Consider the following 19,820-nt stretch of genomic DNA (forward strand, 5'->3'; position numbering starts at 1 on the left):
GACAGAGCACGGGAGGCGGGGTCGTCGGGGAATGGAGGGCCTTCCGTTCGGACGGGGCGCGGCCTCACGCGCACCGCACCGTCACGGCGTGACAGAGCGAGGGGTCCCCGAGTCATTACCCAAAGGCGATATCAATGGGTAAATGGGTCATATCGCAGTGACACTGAGTGCCGCCTTTAAGCCCAATGGTGAGCCCCGAGTGCACTCTCCGGTGCGATTTCGGGGATGGTGAAGACATGGGACCGGCCCCAAACGCCCCTGTCAGACACCAACCTGCTGGAGGATCAGCTGATGCGGCCAAACCGCACGCCACCGGCGCTGGACATCCGTATCGGTGGATTTCGCATGACACTTCAGCGCGTACCCGCTTGGCTCATCACGCTTGTGACCACAGCCACAGGCACCGGGGCCGCCTGGTGGACGAGCCACTAGCCCGCCGCCCCGAACTCCGCGTGCGCCGTGGACCGGTGGGGCCTGTGGCACCCCGCCCGCCGGTGGTCGGCTCTGGGCATCCGGGGAAAGGGCACGGTGCGGGCAACCCCCCTCAGCCCCGCCGCGCCCGCACCACCCCCGCCCCGCCCAGCGCCACCAGCACAACCGCCCCGCCCACCACATAGCCCGCCGCCGAACCCCCGCCCGTCTCCGCCAGCCTGGGCTCCGCCACCGTCTGTGTCCGCGCACCCGCCCCCGTACTCGACGTACGCGCAACCGGGCCGGAAGACGGTGCCGGGGACGGGGACTCGCAGCGGGCCTCCCCGAGCGTCACCTCCCCCTCCACCTCCGCCACATTCAGCTTCAGCGGATTCACCGACACCCGCAGCCGCAGCGCCGTCGCCGCCGCCGTCCGCGACGTCGTGTGCGTCGACGACAGGTCCAGGCGCACCTCGCCCACCCCCGGCACCGCCACCCGCGTCGTCCCGGCCGTCGTCAGGTTCAGCCTCCGGCCCAGGACCGTCACCGCGCCCAGCGGGTTGGAGGACGCCACCGGGCGCGCGCCCGCCTCGCAGACCGCCTTGGAGGTCACGTCCTCGATCTCGACCAGGGACAGCAGCGGCAGACCGGGGACGTGCAGCCGGGCGTGGAGGAGGCGGGCGGTGGCCTCGGCCCTGCCCGCCCCCACGGTCGCCGTCGCGGTCGCCACGTCCGCCTTGAGGACGTTCACCGGCCGGCCCTTCTCGACGCCGTCGAGCCTGACGTCCAGCGCCGTCCTGCCCGCCGTGCCCGAACCGGCCGGTGCCTGGACCTCGTTGAGCGTGGCCTTCAGGGGGACGTCGATCGTCCTGTTGAGGAGCGAGACGTCCAGGGCGGTGCGCAGCACCACCGCGCTCGCCCGCCCCTGGCCGCCGCCCGTCACCGCGACCGTGCCCGTACCGGCGCCCGGCCCCGTCGCGTACGCCGGGACGGGCGTCGCGAGGGCCAGGGAGCCGAGGGTCAGGGCCAGCGCGGCCGAGGTGCGTGCGGGCAGGCGGAAGTTGATCGTGTTCACGGTGGTGGAACCCCCACAGGAGACATGAGCCGTCACCCGGCGCGCGCCCACCACGGGGACTCGTGGGCTCGTGTGAGCCAGGGGCGCTCCGGTGACTGGAGACACCGGAATCTTTACGCACGGAGAGTGAAACTGCGCCTACGCGCGGTCAGTTCACCCCAAGGGGGGTCGTACCGGCCATCCGTTCGATGTTCGTCGCGCATCCGTTCCCAGCCACGGGCCCCCTCGTCCCTCCGGCGGCGTACGCCGGTGGCCTGCCCCGGCGTACGCGCCACCACAGTCGAAACGGCTACAACGAGCCACTCCCCCGGACCGTCACCCTCCGCGTCAACCTCCCGCCCCGACCCCGACCCCGGCCCTCAGCCCCCGGCCCCCGTCACCCCACGATCCGCCCGTTCAGCACGATCCGGCTCGGCGCCGCCAGCACCCGTACGTCCGCACGCGGGTCCCCCTCGTACACCACGAGGTCCGCCGGAGCGCCCTCCTCCAGGGCCGGGCGGCCCAGCCACGCGCGGGCGCCCCAGGCGGTGGCGGAGAGGGCCTCGACCGGCGGGATACCGGCCTTGACCAGCTCCGCGACCTCCGCCGCGACCAGGCCGTGCGCCATAGAGCCGCCCGCGTCGGTGCCGACGAAGACCGGGATACCGGCGTCGTGGGCCGAGCGGACGGTGTCGTAGCGGCGGGCGTGCAGCCGGCGCATATGGGCCGACCACCGGGGGAACTTGGCCTCCCCGCCGTCCGCGAGGTGCGGGAACGTGGCGATGTTGACCAGGGTCGGCACGATGGCGACGCCGCGCTCGGCGAAGAGCGGGACCGTCTCCTCGGTCAGGCCCGTGGCGTGCTCGACGCAGTCGATGCCCGCCTCCACCAGGTCGCGCAGGGAGTCCTCGGCGAAGCAGTGGGCCGTCACCCGGGCGCCGAGCCGGTGGGCCTCGGCGATCGCCGCCTCCACCTCCCCGCGCGGCCAGCACGGCGCGAGGTCGCCCGCCTCGCGGTCGATCCAGTCGCCGACCAGCTTCACCCAGCCGTCGCCGCGCCGCGCCTCGCGGGCCACGTACGCGACGAGGTCGCCGGGCTCGATCTCATGGGCGTAGTTGCGGATGTAGCGGCGGGTGCGCGCGATGTGGCGGCCCGCCCTGATGATCTTCGGCAGGTCCTCGCGGTCGTCGATCCAGCGGGTGTCGGACGGCGAGCCCGCGTCCCGCAGGAGCAGGGTGCCCGCCTCCCGGTCCGTCAGCGCCTGCTTCTCGCTGGTCTCGTCGTCGACCGGGCCGTGCCGGTCGAGCCCGACGTGGCAGTGCGCGTCGACCAGGCCGGGCAGCGCCCAGCCGGTGACCGTGACGGCCTCCACCGCGCCCGGCGGGCGCTCGTAGGTGATCCGGCCGTCCACCGCCCACAGTTCGTCCCGCACCTCCTGCGGCCCGACGAGCACCCGCCCCTTCACATGCAGCACCACGTGATCGCTCATGGTCAGCACTGTACGAGGCGCTGGGTACCCTCGACCGGGTACACCCACCCGGGCACCGAGCACCCGCTGATGTGAAGAAGGCACCGCTGTGACGCACCCGTTCCTCGACCTGCCCCCGCTGACCGCCGCCCGTTTCGCGGCCATCGAGCGGCGGGTGGCGGCGCTGCTCGCCACCGAGCAGGACGTGGTGATCACACAGGGCGAGGCGCTGCTGCCGCTGGAGGGCTGCATCCGGGGCGCCGCGCACCCGGGCTCCACCGCGCTGAACGTGGTGACCGGCCCGTACGGGCAGACCTTCGGCGACTGGCTGCGCGACTGCGGCGCGCACGTCGTCGACCTGGCGGTCCCCTTCCACACGGCGGTCTCCGCCGAGCAGATCGACCGGGCCCTCACCGAGCACCCGGAGATCGACTTCGTCTCCCTGGTGCACGCGGAGGCGGCGACCGGGAACACCAACCCGGTGGCGGAGATCGGTGAGGTGGTCCGCCGGCACGGCGCGCTGTTCATGCTGGACGCGGTGGCGTCGGTGGCCGCCGAGCCGCTGCTGCCGGACGCGTGGGGCGTGGATCTGTGTGTGATCGGCGCGCAGAAGGCGATGGGCGGCCCGGCGGGCGTCTCGGCGGTGTCGGTGAGCGAGCGCGCCTGGGCGCGCATCGCCGCCAACCCGAAGGCCCCGCGCCGCTCCTACCTCTCGCTCCTGGACTGGAAGGAGCGCTGGATCGACGGCGGCCGCAAGGCACTGCTGCACGCCCCGGCCCAGCTGGAGATGCTGGCCCTGGAGGCGTGTGTGGAGCGGATCGAGGCGGAGGGCCTGGAGGCGGTGATGGCACGGCACGCCCGCGCCGCCGCCGCGACCCGGGCCGGCGCCTCGGCGCTCGGCGGCGGGCTGCGGCCGTATGTGCACGACGCGCGGGACGCGGCACCGGTGGCCACGACACTGCGCGTGCCCGAGGACGTCGACGCCTCGGAGCTGGTCGCGCACGCGCTGGCGGCCGATCCTTCGCTGCCGCTGATCGCGGGCGGCGGGGCGCTGGCGAAGGAGATGGTCCGGGTCAATCACTACGGGGCCGACGCCACGGAGGAGACGGTCCGGCGCTCGCTCGCGGCGCTGGGGGCGGCGCTGGGCGCGCGGGGCGTGGCGGTCGATACGGAAGCTGCCCTCAAGGCCGTTTCCCAAACCTGGTGACACCTTTACCGCAGACAAATAGCCAATGAATTCCGCTAAACGGGAAGCTGCTTTATACCGAGTAGCTTCCCGTTTTCTTCTGCCCCATCCGGTTGATCTCAAACACACGAACTCAAGAAGGTTTTTCGGGGCCTGATCAGGTGTGATCGACTCCACAGCGGCTCCGTTTTGTCCGGTAATTACCGGACAAAACGCCTCGCGCATACACCTGCGTGATAACACAGATCGTCGCCGCACACACCCCCTGACGGGAATGCGATTTCAATTTCCGCTGGGTAAATTCCCTCCGCATGACCGCCGCACAGACCGTTGTCCATATCGACACCCCACGCGTCGAGGACGGCGCCGCGATCTGGCGTATCGCCCGCGACTCCCAAGTCCTGGACCTCAACTCCTCGTACAGCTATCTCCTCTGGTGCCGTGACTTCGCCGCGACCTCCCTGGTGGCGCGCGACGCCACCGGGGAGCCCATCGCCTTCGTCACCGGCTACGTCCGGCCGGACCGCCCCGAGACGCTCGTCGTCTGGCAGGTGGCCGTCGATCGCGAGCACCGGGGCCGCGGCCTGGCCGGGACCCTGCTCGAAGCGCTGACCGCGAAGGTCACCGACTCGCACGGCGTCCGCTCGGTCGAGACGACCGTGACCCCCGACAACACCGCCTCCGACCGGCTGTTCACCTCCTTCGCCGAGCGGCGCGGCACCGCGCCCCGCCGCGAAGTGCTCTTCGACAGCGGCCTGTTCCCCGACGAGGGGCACCAGGCGGAAGTCCTCTACCGGATCGACCTGGGAGTACGACTGTGACCATCACCCCGCCCGCGCTGAGCGTCTTCGAGACCGTCGAGTCGGAGGTCCGCAGCTACTGCCGCGGCTGGCCCGCCGTCTTCGACCGCGCCCAGGGCGCCCGGCTCACCGACGAGGACGGCCACGAGTACCTCGACTTCTTCGCCGGGGCCGGCTCACTCAACTACGGGCACAACAACCCGGTGCTCAAACGCGCGCTGCTCGACTACCTCGAACGCGACGGCATCACCCACGGCCTGGACATGGCGACCACGTCCAAACGCGCGTTCCTGGAGACCTTCCAGAACGTGATCCTGCGCCCGCGCGACCTGCCGTACAAGGTGATGTTCCCCGGCCCGACCGGTACCAACGCGGTCGAGGCGGCGCTGAAGCTGGCCCGCAAGGTGAAGGGCCGCGAGTCGATCGTCTCCTTCACCAACGCCTTCCACGGCATGTCGCTGGGCTCGCTCGCCGTCACCGGCAACGCCTTCAAGCGGGCCGGGGCCGGCATCCCGCTGGTCCACGGCACACCGATGCCGTTCGACAACTACCTGGACGGGCAGGTCCCCGACTTCCTGTGGTTCGAGCGGCTCCTGGAGGACCAGGGCTCCGGGCTCAACAAGCCCGCCGCCGTGATCGTGGAGACCGTGCAGGGCGAGGGCGGCATCAACGTGGCGCGCCCCGAGTGGCTGCGCGCGCTCGCCGACCTCTGCCGCCGCCAGGACATGCTCCTGATCGTCGACGACATCCAGATGGGGTGCGGGCGCACCGGCGCGTTCTTCTCGTTCGAGGAGGCGGGCATCACCCCGGACATCGTCACCCTGTCCAAGTCGATCAGCGGCTACGGACTGCCCATGTCGCTCTGCCTGTTCCGGCCGGAGCTGGACGTGTGGGAGCCGGGTGAGCACAACGGCACCTTCCGCGGCAACAACCCGGCCTTCGTCACCGCGACCGCGGCCCTTCAGGCGTACTGGTCGGACGCCGGCGCCCTGGAGAAGCAGACCCGGGCCCGCGGCGAGCAGGTCGAGCAGGCGCTGATCTCCATCACCGAGGAGAACCTGGTCGACGTCAAGGAGTACCGCGGCCACGGCCTGGTCTGGGGCCTGGAGTTCCACGACAAGGAGCGGGCGGGCAAGGTGGCGCGGCGCGCCTTCGAGCTCGGCCTGCTGGTCGAGACGTCGGGCCCGCAGAGCGAGGTCACCAAGCTGCTGCCGCCGCTGACCATCACCGAGGACGAGCTCGACGAGGGGCTGCGCACCCTGGCCCGCGCCGTCCGTGAGACGGCCGCCTGACCGCCGCGCGTACGAGGAAAACGCCGCACGTACGAGGAAAGGGAGCAACCCCCTGTGATCGTCCGCTCGTTGAAGGACATCGAGAACACCGAACGCCACGTCCGCGCCGCCTCCGGCACCTGGGAGAGCAAGCGGATCGTCCTCGCCAAGGAGAAGGTCGGCTTCTCCCTCCACGAGACGGTCCTGTACGCGGGCACCGAGACGTCGATGTGGTACGCCAACCACATCGAGGCGGTGCTGTGCGTGGAGGGCGAGGCCGAGCTCACCGACCACGAGACCGGCGAGACCCACTGGATCGAGCCCGGCACGATGTACCTGCTGAACGGCCATGAGCGCCACACCCTGCGCCCCAAGACCGACTTCCGTTGCGTCTGCGTCTTCAACCCGCCCGTCACCGGGCGGGAGGACCACGACGAGAACGGCGTCTACCCCCTGTTGACCGAACCCGAGGAGGGCTGATCATCATGCAGGACCTGTATCCCACCCGCGGCGCCACCGAGGTGCTGACCCCCCGTCGGGACCCCGTCGTCTGGGGGCCGTCCGAGGGCTTCGAGTCGTACGAGAAGGACGGCTTCCTCACCGTCGACCAGCTCCTCGCCGACGACGAGGTGGCCTTCTACCGGCGCGAGCTGGAGCGGATGATCGCCGACCCGGCGATCCGCGCCGACGAGCGGTCCATCGTGGAGCCCCAGTCCCAGTCCGTGCGCTCGGTCTTCGAGGTGCACAAGCTGAGCGAGGTCTTCGCGGGCCTGGTGCGCGACGAGCGCGTGGTCGGCACCGCCCGGCGGATCCTGGGCTCGGACGTGTACGTCCACCAGTCGCGCATCAACGTGAAGCCGGGGTTCGGCGCGTCGGGCTTCTACTGGCACTCGGACTTCGAGACCTGGCACGCCGAGGACGGCCTGCCGAACATGCGGACCGTCTCCGTGTCGATCGCGCTCACCGAGAACCACGACACCAACGGCGGTCTGATGATCATGCCCGGTTCGCACCGGGACTTCCTCGGGTGCGCCGGGGCCACGCCCAAGGACAACTACAAGAAGTCGCTCCAGATGCAGGACGCGGGCACGCCGTCCGACGAGGCGCTCACGAAGATGGCGGACCGGCACGGGATCCGGCTCTTCACCGGCCGCGCGGGCTCGGCGACCTGGTTCGACTGCAACTGCATGCACGGCTCCGGGGACAACATCACCCCGTATCCGCGCAGCAACGTCTTCATCGTCTTCAACAGCGTGGAGAACGCGGCGGTCGAGCCGTTCGCGGCCCCCGTCCGCCGTCCGGAGTTCATCGGTGCCAGGGACTTCACACCGGTGCGCTGAGCGGACCGTACGGCCAAAGGGCCGTGTCCGGCCGTACGGTGATCGTTGGTACGGTCGGGCGCATGGCTGATGCATCCTCACGGACTCCCGTCACCGCGGCCGACGTCGAACACGCCGTACGGCTCTCGGTCACCGCGCTGCGGGCCGGGCTCGGCGCGGACTGGGGCGCGAGGGCCGGATCCCTGGAGTGGGACTGCTGGGAGACCGTCGAGCATCTCTCGGACGACCTCTTCGCGTACGCCGTGCAGCTCGGCCCGCAGCAGCCGCCGCTCGGCGGCGAGGTGCCCTTCCTGTGGGAGGCGAGGCGTCCCGGCGGACCGCGCAACGCCGTCCACGCGGACCGCGCGGCCGGGCCCGCCGGGCTCCTGATGACCCTGGAGGCGTGCGGCGCCCTGCTGACCGCGATGGTGCGCGTCGTCTCCCCCGAGGTCCGCGCCCACCACACCTTCGGCGTCTCGGACCCGGAGGGCTTCGCGGCGATGGGGATCGTCGAGACGCTGCTGCACACCCATGACGTGGCCCAGGGCCTCGGGGTCACCTGGGCGCCGCCCGGCGGGCTGTGCGACCGGGTGCTGGCCCGGCTGTTCCGTGAGGTCCCGGACGACCCGGACCGGTGGCGCGTACTGCTGTGGGCCACCGGCCGGGCCGAACTGGCGGACCTGCCGCGTCAGGAGTCCTGGCGCTGGTACGGCGAACCGCTCAGTGACGCAGCCAGATCCTGAGCCCGCCGACCGGGGTGAACCCGGCGCGGACGGCGGCCGCGAGGTCGTCGCCGCTCTCGTAGCCGACCACGTCGAGACCGGGCCGCTGCCGGGCCAGCGTGCCCAGGCAGCCGGCCCAGGCGGCGTCGAGGTCGCCGTCGGCCGCGAAGAGGTTGGAGACACCGACCACCGAAGGGCCCGCCACCGACGCGCCCGCCGCAGACGGGCTCGTACTCGCGACGGCTCCCGCGACGATCCGGCCCGCCGTGTCCCGCGCGGCGAGGAAGGTGTGGGCGCCCCGGGCGAGGAGCGCGGGCGGGAAGAGCCCGTCATCGTCCCCGTCCGACCAGGCCCGCTCCCACAGCGCCAACTCCGCCTCCGTACGCACCGCTTCCCACTCCTCCCCCTCCCTTTCGCCCGGCTCGGGGGCGGGACGGTGGATCCACTGGGCGTCGAAGAGCACCTCGAAGCCCTCGCCGCTCAGGTCGAGGGCGGCGAAGCAGTCCTTGACGGAGGCGCCCGGCGAGGCGTCGATCCGCTCCACGATCTCGCGCGGTCCGGCGCCCGGGTCGAGGGTCACCGCGTCGGGGTAGTACGGCGGGGTGCGCCGGGCGCTGGTCCAGGCGTGGGGGCCCCATGCACCCGTGACGCCGTGGGCGCGGCAGAGCGCCTCGCACCACTCGGCGTTGTTGCGGGCGGCGGCGCGCACCCGTATGTCCTGCTCGGTGTCCATGGTCACGACCTGATCATCTCCCCCCCGAACCGGCCGTGACCACGGGTTTTCCATGGCGCAGGGGGGCAGCCCCCCCCAAGGAGCGCGGGCAGTGGCGCGACCAGCCGCCCGCAGCCCACGCCCGAAACCCACGCCCCACCCCACTCAGCGCACCGCGCCCAGCACCTCCAGTGCGCGGTCCACGTCGGCGGACGAGTTGTAGAGGTGGACGGCGAGCCGCAGGTTGCCGCCCCGCTCGGACGCGTACACCCCCGCCCGCAGCAACTCAGGCTGGGCCCCGCCGAGTCCGGGCACCGCGACGATCGCCGAGTCCTGTGCCACGGCCCGGTGGCCGAGGGCGGCGAGCCCGTCCCGCAGCCGTCCGGCGAGCGCCACGGCGTGTGCGTGCACGGCCGGGATGCCCACGGACTCCAGCATCGCCAGCGACTCCGCGGCCGCGTGGTACGACAGGAACGAGCCGGGCTCGTCGTACCTCCGCGCGCTCCCCGCGAGCGCGCGGACCGGGCCGTAGTTGTCACCCAGGTCCTCCGCCGCGAACCACCCCGAGTGCAGCGCGGCCAGCTCCTCCTGCGCCTCCTCGGTCACCGTCAGGAACGACGTACCGCGCGGGCAGGTGAGGAACTTGAACCCGGCGGTGACCGTGTAGTCGTACGCGCCCGCGTCCAACGGCAGCCACCCCGCCGACTGGCTGGCGTCGAGGAGCGTACGAGCCCCGTGCGCGGCCGCCGCGGCCCGTACGGCCGCGAGATCCGCGACCCGCCCGTCCACTGACTGCACGGCCGAGAAGGCGACCAGCGCGGTGTCCGGGCGCACCTCCTCGGCCAGCGACTCCAGCGGCACGTACCGCATCCTGAGGTCGCCCCGTACGGCGAAGGGCTGCACCACCGAGCTGAACTCGCCCTCGGGGGCGAGGACTTCGGCCCCGGCGGGGAGCGAGTGGGCGACGAGGGCGACGTGCACCGAGACCGACGAGCCGAGCGCGACCCGGCCGGCGCCGACCCCGACGAGCCGGGCGAACGACTCGCGGGCGGCGGCGAGCGCGTCGAAGCCGCCCGCGCCCAGGCGGGTGCCCGCCGCGTTCTCCCCGGCGAGCCGCGTGATGGCGTCCACCGCGCGCCGGGGCAGCAGCCCGCAGCTCGAAGTGTTCAGATACGTCGTCTCGGGCGCGAACGCGTCGCCCGACAGGGGCTCCAGGATCTCCATGATCCCACCCTGCGGTCCCCCGCGGCCGGGGTCAATCGGCAGAGGGCCGGAGGAACCGCCAACGGTCGCCGCGGGGTTGGGCCACGCGGATGCGTGCCCGTCCCGGGGCGGCCGTACGAGGGCCGGGGGTCAGGCGCCCGGAACCGCGCACCCGTCCGGCCCGCACGCCTCACCGTCACCACCGGCACCGGCCGCGCCGAGCGGGGTGAGGACCGGCGTACGCTCCTGCCACGCCTGCTCCAGGGCCCGCGTGAACACCTCCGCGGGCTGGCCGCCGGAGATCCCGTACTTGCGGTCGACCACGAAGAAGGGCACCGCGTTCGCGCCGAGGGCCGCCGCCTCGGCCTCGTCCGCGCGCACCTCGTCGGCGTACGCGCTCTCGTCGGCGAGCACCGCCCGTACCTCCTCGGCGTCCAGACCGGCCTCGACCGCCAGCTCCAGCAGCACGCCGTCGTCGAAGACCGAGCGTTCCTCGGCGAAGTTGGCCCGGTAGGCGAGGTCGAGCAGCGCCTCCTGGCGGCCCCGGGCCCTGGCCAGGTGGAGCAGCCGGTGGAGGTCGAAGGTGTTGCCGTGGTCGCGGCCCTCGGTGAGGTAGCCCAGGCCCTCGGCGTGCGCGGCGGAGGCGACGTGCTCCTCCATGCCCCGGGCCTCCTCCAGCGTCCGGCCGTACTTCTCGGCCAGCATCGGGATCACCGGGCCGACCGCGCCCTTGGGGCGGTTCGGGTCGAGCTCGAAGGAGCGGTGGACGACCTCGATGTCGTCGCGGTGCGCGAACTCGGCCAGGCCCTTCTCGAACCGGGCCTTGCCGATGTAGCACCACGGGCAGGCGATGTCGCTCCAGATCTCGACGCGCATGTCACTTCTCTCACCTAGTTTGTATCACTTTCAAGCAAGCCAACGTACGGGATCTCCACCACATTCCCCAGCGCCCGCTCCCGTCGCGCGCTCCCTGGTCAGGCCGCCTGCTCCAGCCTGCTGAACGTGGCCCGGTACGCGCTCGGGGTCAGGCCGGTGCGCCGGACCAGATGGGCGCGGAGCGAGTCGGCGCTGCCCAGGCCGCTGGCCTCGGCGACCCGGTCCATGGGGAGCGTGGTGGTCTCCAGGAGCTCCTTCGCCCGCTCGATGCGCTGGTGCAGCAGCCACTGCAAGGGGCTGACCCCGCTCTCTGCGTGGAAGCGGCGGGTCAGGGTGCGCACGCTCACCCCCGCGTGCCGGGCCAGGTCGGTGAGGGTGAGCGGCCTGTCCAGGTTGCGCATCGCCCAGCCGCGGGTGTCGGCGCAGACCACGCCCCGCTCGGCGGGCAGCGGGGTCTGGGTGAACTGGGTCTGCCCGCCGGGCCGCACCGGGGCGACCAGCGCGGCCCTGGCCACCTGGTTGGCGACGGCGGCGCCGTAGTCGGTACGGATGATGTGCAGGCACATGTCGATCCCGGCCGCGTATCCGGACGAGGTCATGACGTCCCCGTCCTCCACATAGAGGACGTCGCCCTTGAGGTCGAGCGTCGGATAGCGCCGGCGCAGCTCCTCGGCCAGCTCCCAGTACGTGGTGGCGCTGCGCCCGTCGAGGAGTCCGGCCTCGGCGAGGACGAAGGCGCCGCTGCAGATGGAGGTGATCCGGCGCCCGTCGGCGGCGGCCGCGCGGACGGCGTCCACCGTGCGGGGATCGGGGGCGTAGCGCTGCCCGGTCCCCGCGACCAGGACGGTGTCGGCCTCCGCCACGGCGTCCAGGCCCCGGGCCACGTACAGGTCGAGCCCGCCGGTGGTGACGACCGGGCCGGGCTCGGGGGTGCAGACGGTCAGCTCGTACCCCGGGGCGCCGTCGATCTCCACCTTGGCGAAGAGCAGTTCGGGGATGGCGAGGTTGAACATCGACACCGGGGAGGGCGCGACGACGACGATCCGGTGGGGCCGCCGCGGGTGGGTCCGCCGGTCGGACTTCATGGCCAGAACCTCCGGTTGCATGGCGTTCGGGCCACTACTGTAACCGGCCGGGGATCGCCAGGCTGAGGGCATGTCACGCGAAGCCATACGCCAACCCGAGCCCGCCACAAGCCCGTTGCCCGAAATGCCGACGCTGCCGGACCGGCTCGGGCCGAGCGGGCCGTTGACGCCGACCGCCCGGCAGATGTCCACCGACCCCTCGGCGTCCACCGATCGCTTGGCACCCACCGGCGGCGGGGCGGCGGCGGCGAAGCGGGGCCGTCGCTCCTCCCCCGGGCTCACCCTGGCCGCCGCCCTCCTCGGGTTCGCGCTGATCACGCTGGACGCGTCCGTGGTGAACGTGGCGCTGCCCGCGATCGGCTCGGAGCTGGGCGGCGGGATGTCGGGGCTGCAATGGGTGGTCGACGCGTACACGCTCGCGTTCGCGGCGCTGATGCTGTCCACCGGCGCGTTCGCGGACCGGATCGGATCGGCCCGGGCGTACGCGCTCGGCACCGTCGTCTTCGTCCTCGCCTCTGCCGCCTGCGGGTTCGCCCCCGGGCTCGGGGTGCTCATCGGGGCCCGGGTGGTGCAGGGCACGGCCGCGGCCGTGGTGCTGCCCGCCTCGCTGGCGCTGGTGCGGCAGGCGTACGCGGATCCGGCGCGCCGGGCCCGCGCGGTGGCGCTGTGGGCGGCGGGCGGATCGGTGGCGGTGGCGCTCGGGCCGGTCGCGGGCGGGGCGCTCACCACGGCGTGGAACTGGCGCGGCATTTTCTTCATCAACCTCCCCCTGGGCCTCGCGGCCCTGGTCCTGACGGCCCGCGCCCCGCGCTCGCGGCGCCGTCCCGCACCACTCGACCTGCCCGGGCAGCTGACGGCGGTGGTGGCGCTGGCCGCGCTCGCCTTCGCGGTGATCGAGTCCGGGCCGGTACGGGTGGTGGCGGGGGTGGTGGCGCTGCTCGCCGGGGCTGCCTTCTGGGTGATCGAGTCGCGCGTGGCGCATCCGGTCGTGCCGCTGGGTCTGTTCCGTACGCCCGCGGTGGCGGGGGCCGTCGCGGCGGGGGTGGCGGCGAGCGCCGCGTTCTACGGCGTGATCTTCGTCTTCAGTCTGTACTTCCAGCGGGTACGGGGGGAGTCGGCGCTGGTGGCCGGGCTGATGTTCCTGCCGATGACGGCGCTGATCCCGGTGACCAACGTCCTGTCGGGCAAGCTCTCCGCGCGCTACGGGCCGCGCCGCCCGATGCTGCTCGGCCTGCTCCTGGCCCTGGCGGGCCTGCTCCTGCTCCTGGTCCCCGACGCCGGGACGCCTCCGCTGCTGGTGTCCTTCCTCCTGATCCCCCTGGCCCTGGGCTGCGCCCTGGCGGTCCCGGCCCTGACGGCGACCATGATGGAGTCCCTCCCGCAGGACCGGGCAGGCCTGGCAGCGGGCGTCCTGAACGCGGCCCGCCAGGTGGCCGGGGCACTGAGCGTGGCGGGCTGCGGGGCGCTGGTGTCCGGGGACGGGGCGGGGTTCGTGTCCGGGATGCGGGTGGGGATGGGGGTTGTGGCGGGGTTGATGGGGGTGGTGGTTTTGGGGGTGTGGGGGCGGAGGGGGTAGGGGGTGCGGGGGGTGTTTTGTGCGGGGGCCGTCTGTGGCCGCTCGCACCGTGGCCCGAGGTTCACCTGCGGGCCGGTGGGGGTTGCTCGCGCAGTTCCCCGCGCCCCTTGAGGGGTTGGGAGCAGCCCGGCATGCGCCTGCGAGGCGGGCCGGGTGCGGGATGTGTCTGCGGGCCATCTGTGGCTTGGCGCGCAGTTCCCCGCGCCCCTGGCCACCTAGGGGCGCGGGGAACTGCGCGACCAGCCCACCACGGTCCGCAGACCAACACCCCACCCGAAGCAACCCACCCCGGGGGCCGCAAGCCCCCTCAGGGGCGCGGGGAACCGCGCGACCAGCCCACCACGGTCCGCAGACAAATCCCGGCACCCGGCCCACCCCCGGGCCGCAGGCCCGCCCAGGGGCGCGGGGAACTGCGCGGCCGGCCCCCACCGGGCCCGCGGGCCAGAACGAGAGGGCCGGGGCGGCCCAGCCCCGAAGGGGTCGGGCCCCATCGGGGAGTCGGGGCCCCAGCCCCGGAGGTGGAGTGCCGGGGCCTCGAGTCCCGCCAGGGGGCCGGGGCGGAGCCCCGTGTGTGGGGCAGGGGGCCGGGGCGGAGCCGCGGGGGAGCGCGTTCACCCCCGGCTCACCCCCGGAGAGTTCAGGGAGCGGGCGGGGCGGGCGCCTCCCAGCAGCCGTCCACCCAGCGAGGCACCCCCACCCCACCCCCCTCCCGCAACTCCCCCGGCAGCAACCCCTCCGGCACGTCCTGATACGTCACCGGCCGCAACCACCGCTCCACCGCCGTCGCCCCCACCGACGTGGACGTCGACGTCGTCGCCGGGTAGGGACCGCCGTGGTGCTGGGCGGGCGCCACCGCCACCCCCGTCGGCCAGCCGTTCACCAGGACCCGCCCCGCGAGCCCCGTCAGGGTGGCGAGGAGCGACGCGGCCCGGCCGCCGTCCTGCCCCGCCCCCTCGCCCGCCGACAGGTGCAGCGTCGCCGTCAGGTTCCCCGGCAGCCGCGAGAGCACCGCTCCGATCTCGGACGGGTGCTCATACCTCGCCACCACCGTCACCGGCCCGAAGCACTCCTCCAGGAGCAGATCGTGCGGACCCTCCGCGGCCAGCGCCGACGCCGCGACCGTCAGGAACCCCGCGCTGACCGTGTGCTCCCCGCCGGACCCGGGCGTCACCGGCGCGTCGACCCCCTCCAGTGTGGCCCGCGAGGCGACCCCGGCCACGAACGCCTCCCGCATCCGGTGGTCCAGCATCACCCCCGCCTCCGCGTCGCTCACCGTCGCGGTCAGCGCCTTCAGTAGCACGTCCCCGGCAGCCCCGGCCGGCGCGAGCACGAAGCCCGGCTTGGTGCAGAACTGACCGACCCCCAGCGCCATCGAGGCGCCCAGGCCCGCCCCGATCGACTCGCCCCGCTCCTGCGCCGCGGCCTCGGTGACCACGACCGGGTTGAGCGACCCCAGCTCGCCGTGGAAGGGGATCGGCACCGGCCGGGCCGCCGCCGCGTCGAAGAGGGCGCGTCCGCCGCGTACCGACCCGGTGAAGCCGGCCGCCGCGACCAGCGGGTGGCGCACCAGCGCGATCCCGGCGTCGAAGCCGTGGACGAGCGTCACCACCTCCTGGGGCAGCCCGACCCGTACCGCCGCCCGCCGCAGCAGCGAGACGCACAGCTCGGAGGTGGCCGGGTGGTCCGGGTGGGCCTTGACCACGACCGGGCACCCGGCCGCGAGGGCGCTCGCCGTGTCCCCGCCGGGGACGGAGAAGGCGAGTGGGAAGTTGGACGCCGAGTACACGGCGACCACGCCCAGCGGGATCTTCATCCGCCGCAGGTCCGGCCACGGCGGCGTACGGCTCGCGTCGGCGTGGTCGATGCGCACGTCGAGGAAGGCGCCCTCGTCCGCCACGTCCGCGAAGGCCCGCAACTGGGCTGTGGTCCGGGCGAGTTCCCCGGTGAGCCGGACCGGCCCGAGGGCGGTCTCGGCGTCGGCGGCCTCCACCACGTGCTCCGCGGCCTCGTCGAGCAGCTCGGCGGCGGTCCGCAGGAGGGCGGCCCGTACGCCCCGGTCGGCGAGCGCGTCCCGCGCCGACCACGCGGCCCGCACCGCCTCGTCGACCTCACGCTCGGACGCCTCCGCCGCGACTTGCTCCCGCGGCTTCCCGGTACGGGGGTCGACACTCCAGACTGGTGCTGTGCTCACCGCTACGTCCTTCCGGCTTCCGGTCCTGCCCGAGGTCCCTGGGCGGTCGTTCCGCTGGTCCTGCGCCGCCCACCCGGGTTGTTCGGTATTCTGAACAGAGTTCCCGCTGATGAATAAGCTGGACTCTATTGACGGGCGTTCTGCGTTGGCAAGACACGCAGGCAAGAAGGGGCGAGGTCGGATGTCGGCTGTCGAGACAGGTGGGGCCCAGGTCAAGTCCGCCGTGCGCACGGTGGAGTTGCTGGAGTACTTCGCGGGGCGCCCCGGAATGCACTCCCTCGCGGCGGTCCAGGAGGCGGTCGGCTACCCCAAGTCCAGCCTCTACATGCTCCTGCGCACCCTGGTGGAGCTCGGCTGGGTGGAGACCGACGCCACCGGCACGCGGTACGGGATCGGGGTGCGGGCCCTGCTGGTGGGCACCTCGTACATCGACGGCGACGAGGTCGTCGCGGCCGCCCGGCCGACGCTGGACCGGCTCTCCGACGACACCACGGAGACCATCCACCTCGCCCGCCTCGACGGCACCAATGTGGTCTACCTCGCCACCCGCCAGTCCCAGCACTATCTGCGGCCCTTCACCCGCGTCGGCCGCCGGCTGCCCGCGCACTCGACCTCGCTGGGCAAGGCGCTGCTGGCCACCCACAGCGACGAGCAGGTGCGCAAGCTGCTACCGGAGACCCTCCAGCAGCTGACCGAGAACACCATCACCGACCGCGAGAAGCTCATCGAGGAGCTGCACCAGATCCGGGAGCAGGGGTACGCGGTGGACCGCGAGGAGAACACGCTGGGGCTGCGCTGCTTCGGCGTCGCGATCCCCTACCGGACCCCCGCGCGCGACGCGATCAGCTGCTCGGTCCCGGTGGCGCGGCTGACTCCGGCACACGAGCAGATGGTGAAGGACGCCCTGTTCGACGCCCGCGACCGGCTGACGCTGGCCACCCGCCGGCTCTGATCCCGCACGGGCAGCACCGGCCCGCCGGGTCATGAGAGCTTTCTGAGAAAGGCGGCCGAAGGGAACGACTCACGGCACCCGGCTCGTCCTGCGAGTGGGATGAACAAGACGATCAGGCGCAGTGCGGTCTTCTGTCTGCTCATGGTGCTGGCCCTCCTGGGCCGGGCGACCTATGTGCAGTTCTACCAAGGCCAGGCGCTCGCGGACGACAAGCTGAACCGGCGGAACACCATCGCGCGCTACGCGAACCCGCTCGGGGACATCATCGTGGCCGGTTCGCCGGTCACCGGATCGGTGCGGACGACAGGTGATCTCGCGTACAAACGCGCGTACCGCAACGGCGAGCTGTACGCGGCGGTGACCGGCTACAGCTCGCAGGTGTATGGGGCGACCCAGCTGGAGGGGATCTACGGCAAGGTGCTGGACGGCACCGACACCCGGATGAAGGACCCGCTCTCGGCGCTCACCGGCGAGCGGGCACCCGGCGGCGACGTGCTGACCACCATCGATCCGGCGGTGCAGAAGGCCGGTTACGAGGCGCTCGGCGGCAAGAAGGGCGCGGCCGTCGCCATCGACCCGAAGACCGGCCGCATCCTCGGCATGGTCTCGACGCCTTCGTACGACCCCTCGAAGATCGCCGGTTCGGGGGACGGGGCCGCCTGGAAGGCGCTGTCGGAGGACCCGGACAAACCGATGGTCAACCGGGCGCTGCGCCAGCCGCTGCCGCCGGGTTCGACGTTCAAGCTGGTGGTGGCCGCGGCGGCGCTGGAGAACGGCCTCTACCCGTCGGTGGACACCAGGACCGACAGCCCCAGCCCGTACACCCTGCCCGGCACCCGGACGGTGCTGCCCAACGAGAACCCGTCCGCCCCGTGCGAGAACGCCACGATCCGCACGGCGCTCCAGTACTCGTGCAACAACGTCTTCGCGAGGCTGGCGGACCGGCTGGGCCAGGACAAGGTCCGGGCGACGGCGGAGAAGTTCGGCTTCAACGACGTCAAGCAGGACGTACCGGTGCGGGCCTCGGCGAGTGTGTATCCGAAGGCCTCCGCGAAAATGGACCGGGCGCAGACCGCGCTGACCGGCATCGGCCAGTTCGAGGTGACGGCGACACCGCTCCAGATGGCCATGGTGTCCGCCGCCATAGCGAACGACGGTGTCATGGCAGCGCCGCATATGGTCTCCCAGGTGACGGACGCGGAGGGCACCACCCTTCAGTCGTACGCGGACGGCGACGGCGAACGGATCGTCTCCGCGCAGACGGCACGGCAGTTGCGCTCCGCGATGGTGACGGTCGTCGAGGAGGGCACCGGCTCCAACGCCAGGGTGAGCGGCGCGGAGGTCGGCGGCAAGACGGGCACGGCCCAGCACGGCGTGGGCAACTCCAAGACGCCGTATGCCTGGTTCACCTCGTACGCCAAGGACTCCGCCACCGGCAAGCAGGTCGCGGTGGCCGTGCTCGTCGAGGACTCGGGCGCGGCCCGCTCGGAGGTGAGCGGCAACGGCCTGGCGGCGCCGGTGGCGCAGAAGATGATGCGGGCGGCGCTACGGGCGTCCTAGGGCATCGGGGCGGCCGGGAACAAGGCGTCGGCCGGATCCGCCGGGGCCGCCTCAGCGGCGAGATTTCCCCTGTGAACACGACAGGGATGAACGGCGCGGTCCGGGGCGGCCCGCTGCGGCGGGTCCTGACCGACCGCGATGCGGGGCTGTATCTGACCGGGGTGGTGGTGTCCGGGTTCGGGACGTCGGCGATGTGGCTGACGGCCGGGATCTGGACCAAATCACTGACCGGATCCGACGCGTTGGCGGCGCTCACCGTCTTCGCCATGTGGGCGCCGACCCTGGTGGGCCCCCTGCTCGGCACGGTCGCGGACCGGGTGCGCCGGCGCCCCCTCCTGGTGGGACTCAACCTCGCGATGGCGGCCCTGCTGACGTCCCTGCTCGCGCTGGACTCGACGGACCGGATCTGGATCCTGTTCGCGGTGCTCGTGCTGTACGGCGTGAACGGCGTCGTCCAGGACGCGGCCGAGACCGCCCTGGTGGCCGCCGCCGTCGACCGCGACCTGCTGGGCGACTTCAACGGCCTGCGGATGACGGCCAACGAGGGCATGAAGCTGCTCGCTCCGCTGGTGGGGGCGGGGCTGTACACGCGGTACGGCGGGCCGGCGGTGGCGGTGCTGGACGCGGTGACGTTTCTCCTGGCGGGGGGAATCTTCGCGCTGCTGCGGGTACGGGAGGCGCGGCCGGTGCGGGGTGGCCCCTGGGCGGCCGATCTGGCCGCGGGCACGCGTACGGTGTGGCGCTCGCCGGTGCTGCGGCCGCTTGTGCTGGCGGGCGGGGCGGCGATGCTGTGCGCCGGTTTGAACGGGGCGGCGATCTACGCGGTGACCGACGAACGGCTCGGCCACTCGGCGGCGTTCGTGGGCGTGCTGTACGCGGTGCAGGGCGTGGGCTCGGTGGTGTCCGGGCTGCTCGCGGGCCCGCTCCTGCGCCGCCTGCCCGTCCACCGCTACGCCGCGGCCGGCATCGCGGTGTTCGCGCTCTCGGTGTGCGCGCGGGTTCTTCCGTACGACGCGGTGGTGCTGGTGTGCGGCGCGGGGATCGGGCTCGGGCTGCCGTGCGTGCTGGTGGCGTCGATGACGGCGGTCCAGCGGACGGTCCCGGACGCGGTGCTCGGCCGCACGGCGGCGACGGCGAACACGCTGCTGTTCGTGCCGAACGCGGTGGGGTTGGGGGTGGGGGCGGGGGTGGTGGGGGTGGTGGGGGTGGGGGTTTTGCTGCCGCTGGTGGGGGCGATGGCTCTGGCGGCCTCCCTGACGCTGCGGCCTCCAGCCCGGACCACCCCGAACTGACCCACGGGCCGCACGCCCCGCGCCCACACCAGGGCTACGCCCCGGCCCCCTTTTTTCCACCTGTGGGCCGGTGGTGGGTCGCCCGCGCAGTTCCCCGCGCCCCCGAGCATCCCGGGGCTGCGCCCCTGTGCCCTTCTTTCGC

General features: G+C 72.9%; 17 protein-coding genes. 10 read left to right on the forward strand and 7 right to left on the reverse strand.

The window, feature by feature from the left end; translation table 11 throughout:
• Positions 1 to 544: 544 nt before the first annotated feature.
• Positions 545 to 1,486: an SCO1860 family LAETG-anchored protein gene (locus tag ACZ4MU_RS10490; RefSeq protein WP_467873690.1), complete on the reverse strand. Its 942-nt coding sequence runs from the start codon at positions 1,484 to 1,486 to the stop codon at positions 545 to 547.
• A gap of 376 nt (positions 1,487 to 1,862) precedes the next feature.
• Positions 1,863 to 2,954: an amidohydrolase family protein gene (locus tag ACZ4MU_RS10495; protein ID WP_467873693.1), complete on the reverse strand. Its 1,092-nt coding sequence runs from the start codon at positions 2,952 to 2,954 to the stop codon at positions 1,863 to 1,865.
• A gap of 88 nt (positions 2,955 to 3,042) precedes the next feature.
• Here ACZ4MU_RS10495 and ACZ4MU_RS10500 point away from each other — a divergent pair, with 88 nt between their 5' ends.
• The 6 genes from ACZ4MU_RS10500 (at position 3,043) to ACZ4MU_RS10525 (ending at position 8,252) form a co-directional block, all read left to right on the forward strand.
• Positions 3,043 to 4,140, forward strand: a complete 1,098-nt coding sequence (locus ACZ4MU_RS10500; protein ID WP_467873696.1) for a pyridoxal-phosphate-dependent aminotransferase family protein — start codon at positions 3,043 to 3,045, stop codon at positions 4,138 to 4,140.
• A gap of 290 nt (positions 4,141 to 4,430) precedes the next feature.
• Complete coding sequence (gene ectA, locus ACZ4MU_RS10505; RefSeq protein ID WP_467873698.1) at positions 4,431 to 4,940, forward strand: diaminobutyrate acetyltransferase; 510 nt, start codon at positions 4,431 to 4,433, stop codon at positions 4,938 to 4,940.
• Positions 4,937 to 6,211 (forward strand): diaminobutyrate--2-oxoglutarate transaminase, encoded by a 1,275-nt coding sequence (gene ectB, locus ACZ4MU_RS10510; RefSeq protein WP_467873700.1) that lies wholly within the window; start codon positions 4,937 to 4,939, stop codon positions 6,209 to 6,211. Before ectA ends, ectB begins: the two co-directional genes overlap by 4 nt.
• Before the next feature lie 54 nt (positions 6,212 to 6,265).
• Entirely contained in the window at positions 6,266 to 6,670 is a 405-nt protein-coding gene (locus ACZ4MU_RS10515; protein WP_358836155.1) for an ectoine synthase, read from the forward strand.
• A 5-nt stretch (positions 6,671 to 6,675) separates the two neighbouring features.
• Positions 6,676 to 7,530, forward strand: coding sequence for an ectoine hydroxylase (gene thpD, locus ACZ4MU_RS10520; RefSeq protein ID WP_467873702.1), 855 nt, complete (start codon positions 6,676 to 6,678; stop codon positions 7,528 to 7,530).
• Positions 7,531 to 7,592: 62 nt separating this feature from the next.
• A complete protein-coding gene (locus ACZ4MU_RS10525) occupies positions 7,593 to 8,252 on the forward strand; it encodes a hypothetical protein (protein WP_467873705.1) in 660 nt (219 codons plus the stop codon).
• Here the strand turns inward: ACZ4MU_RS10525 and ACZ4MU_RS10530 are convergent.
• The 4 genes from ACZ4MU_RS10530 to ACZ4MU_RS10545 all read right to left on the reverse strand — a co-directional run bounded on the left by ACZ4MU_RS10530 (position 8,230) and on the right by ACZ4MU_RS10545 (position 12,107).
• Positions 8,230 to 8,964, reverse strand: coding sequence for a hypothetical protein (locus ACZ4MU_RS10530; protein WP_467874612.1), 735 nt, complete (start codon positions 8,962 to 8,964; stop codon positions 8,230 to 8,232). The two genes, ACZ4MU_RS10525 and ACZ4MU_RS10530, sit on opposite strands and share 23 nt — an antisense overlap.
• 144 nt (positions 8,965 to 9,108) lie before the next feature.
• The gene (locus ACZ4MU_RS10535) at positions 9,109 to 10,167 is read right to left on the reverse strand and encodes an aminotransferase class V-fold PLP-dependent enzyme (protein WP_467873708.1); all 1,059 of its coding nucleotides are present in this window, start codon (positions 10,165 to 10,167) and stop codon (positions 9,109 to 9,111) included.
• 129 nt (positions 10,168 to 10,296) lie between these two features.
• A complete protein-coding gene (locus tag ACZ4MU_RS10540; protein WP_467873710.1) occupies positions 10,297 to 11,022 on the reverse strand; it encodes a DsbA family oxidoreductase in 726 nt (241 codons plus the stop codon).
• Positions 11,023 to 11,120: 98 nt separating this feature from the next.
• A complete protein-coding gene (locus ACZ4MU_RS10545; protein ID WP_467873713.1) occupies positions 11,121 to 12,107 on the reverse strand; it encodes a GlxA family transcriptional regulator in 987 nt (328 codons plus the stop codon).
• Between the two features lie 184 nt (positions 12,108 to 12,291).
• Between ACZ4MU_RS10545 and ACZ4MU_RS10550 the strand changes: the two genes are divergently transcribed.
• The gene (locus tag ACZ4MU_RS10550) at positions 12,292 to 13,683 is read left to right on the forward strand and encodes an MFS transporter (protein ID WP_467874614.1); all 1,392 of its coding nucleotides are present in this window, start codon (positions 12,292 to 12,294) and stop codon (positions 13,681 to 13,683) included.
• Positions 13,684 to 14,320: 637 nt separating this feature from the next.
• Here ACZ4MU_RS10550 and ACZ4MU_RS10555 read toward each other — a convergent pair.
• On the reverse strand, positions 14,321 to 15,874 hold the full coding sequence (locus tag ACZ4MU_RS10555; protein ID WP_467873716.1) for an aldehyde dehydrogenase (NADP(+)): 1,554 nt from the start codon (positions 15,872 to 15,874) through the stop codon (positions 14,321 to 14,323).
• A gap of 181 nt (positions 15,875 to 16,055) precedes the next feature.
• Between ACZ4MU_RS10555 and ACZ4MU_RS10560 the strand changes: the two genes are divergently transcribed.
• The 3 genes from ACZ4MU_RS10560 (at position 16,056) to ACZ4MU_RS10570 (ending at position 19,678) form a co-directional block, all read left to right on the forward strand.
• The gene (locus tag ACZ4MU_RS10560; RefSeq protein ID WP_358837307.1) at positions 16,056 to 16,826 is read left to right on the forward strand and encodes an IclR family transcriptional regulator; all 771 of its coding nucleotides are present in this window, start codon (positions 16,056 to 16,058) and stop codon (positions 16,824 to 16,826) included.
• A gap of 99 nt (positions 16,827 to 16,925) precedes the next feature.
• Positions 16,926 to 18,386: a peptidoglycan D,D-transpeptidase FtsI family protein gene (locus tag ACZ4MU_RS10565; protein WP_467873719.1), complete on the forward strand. Its 1,461-nt coding sequence runs from the start codon at positions 16,926 to 16,928 to the stop codon at positions 18,384 to 18,386.
• A gap of 86 nt (positions 18,387 to 18,472) precedes the next feature.
• Positions 18,473 to 19,678: an MFS transporter gene (locus tag ACZ4MU_RS10570; RefSeq protein WP_467874617.1), complete on the forward strand. Its 1,206-nt coding sequence runs from the start codon at positions 18,473 to 18,475 to the stop codon at positions 19,676 to 19,678.
• The last annotated feature ends 142 nt before the right edge of the window (positions 19,679 to 19,820 follow it).

Source organism: Streptomyces sp. NPDC026377, from assembly GCF_055567715.1.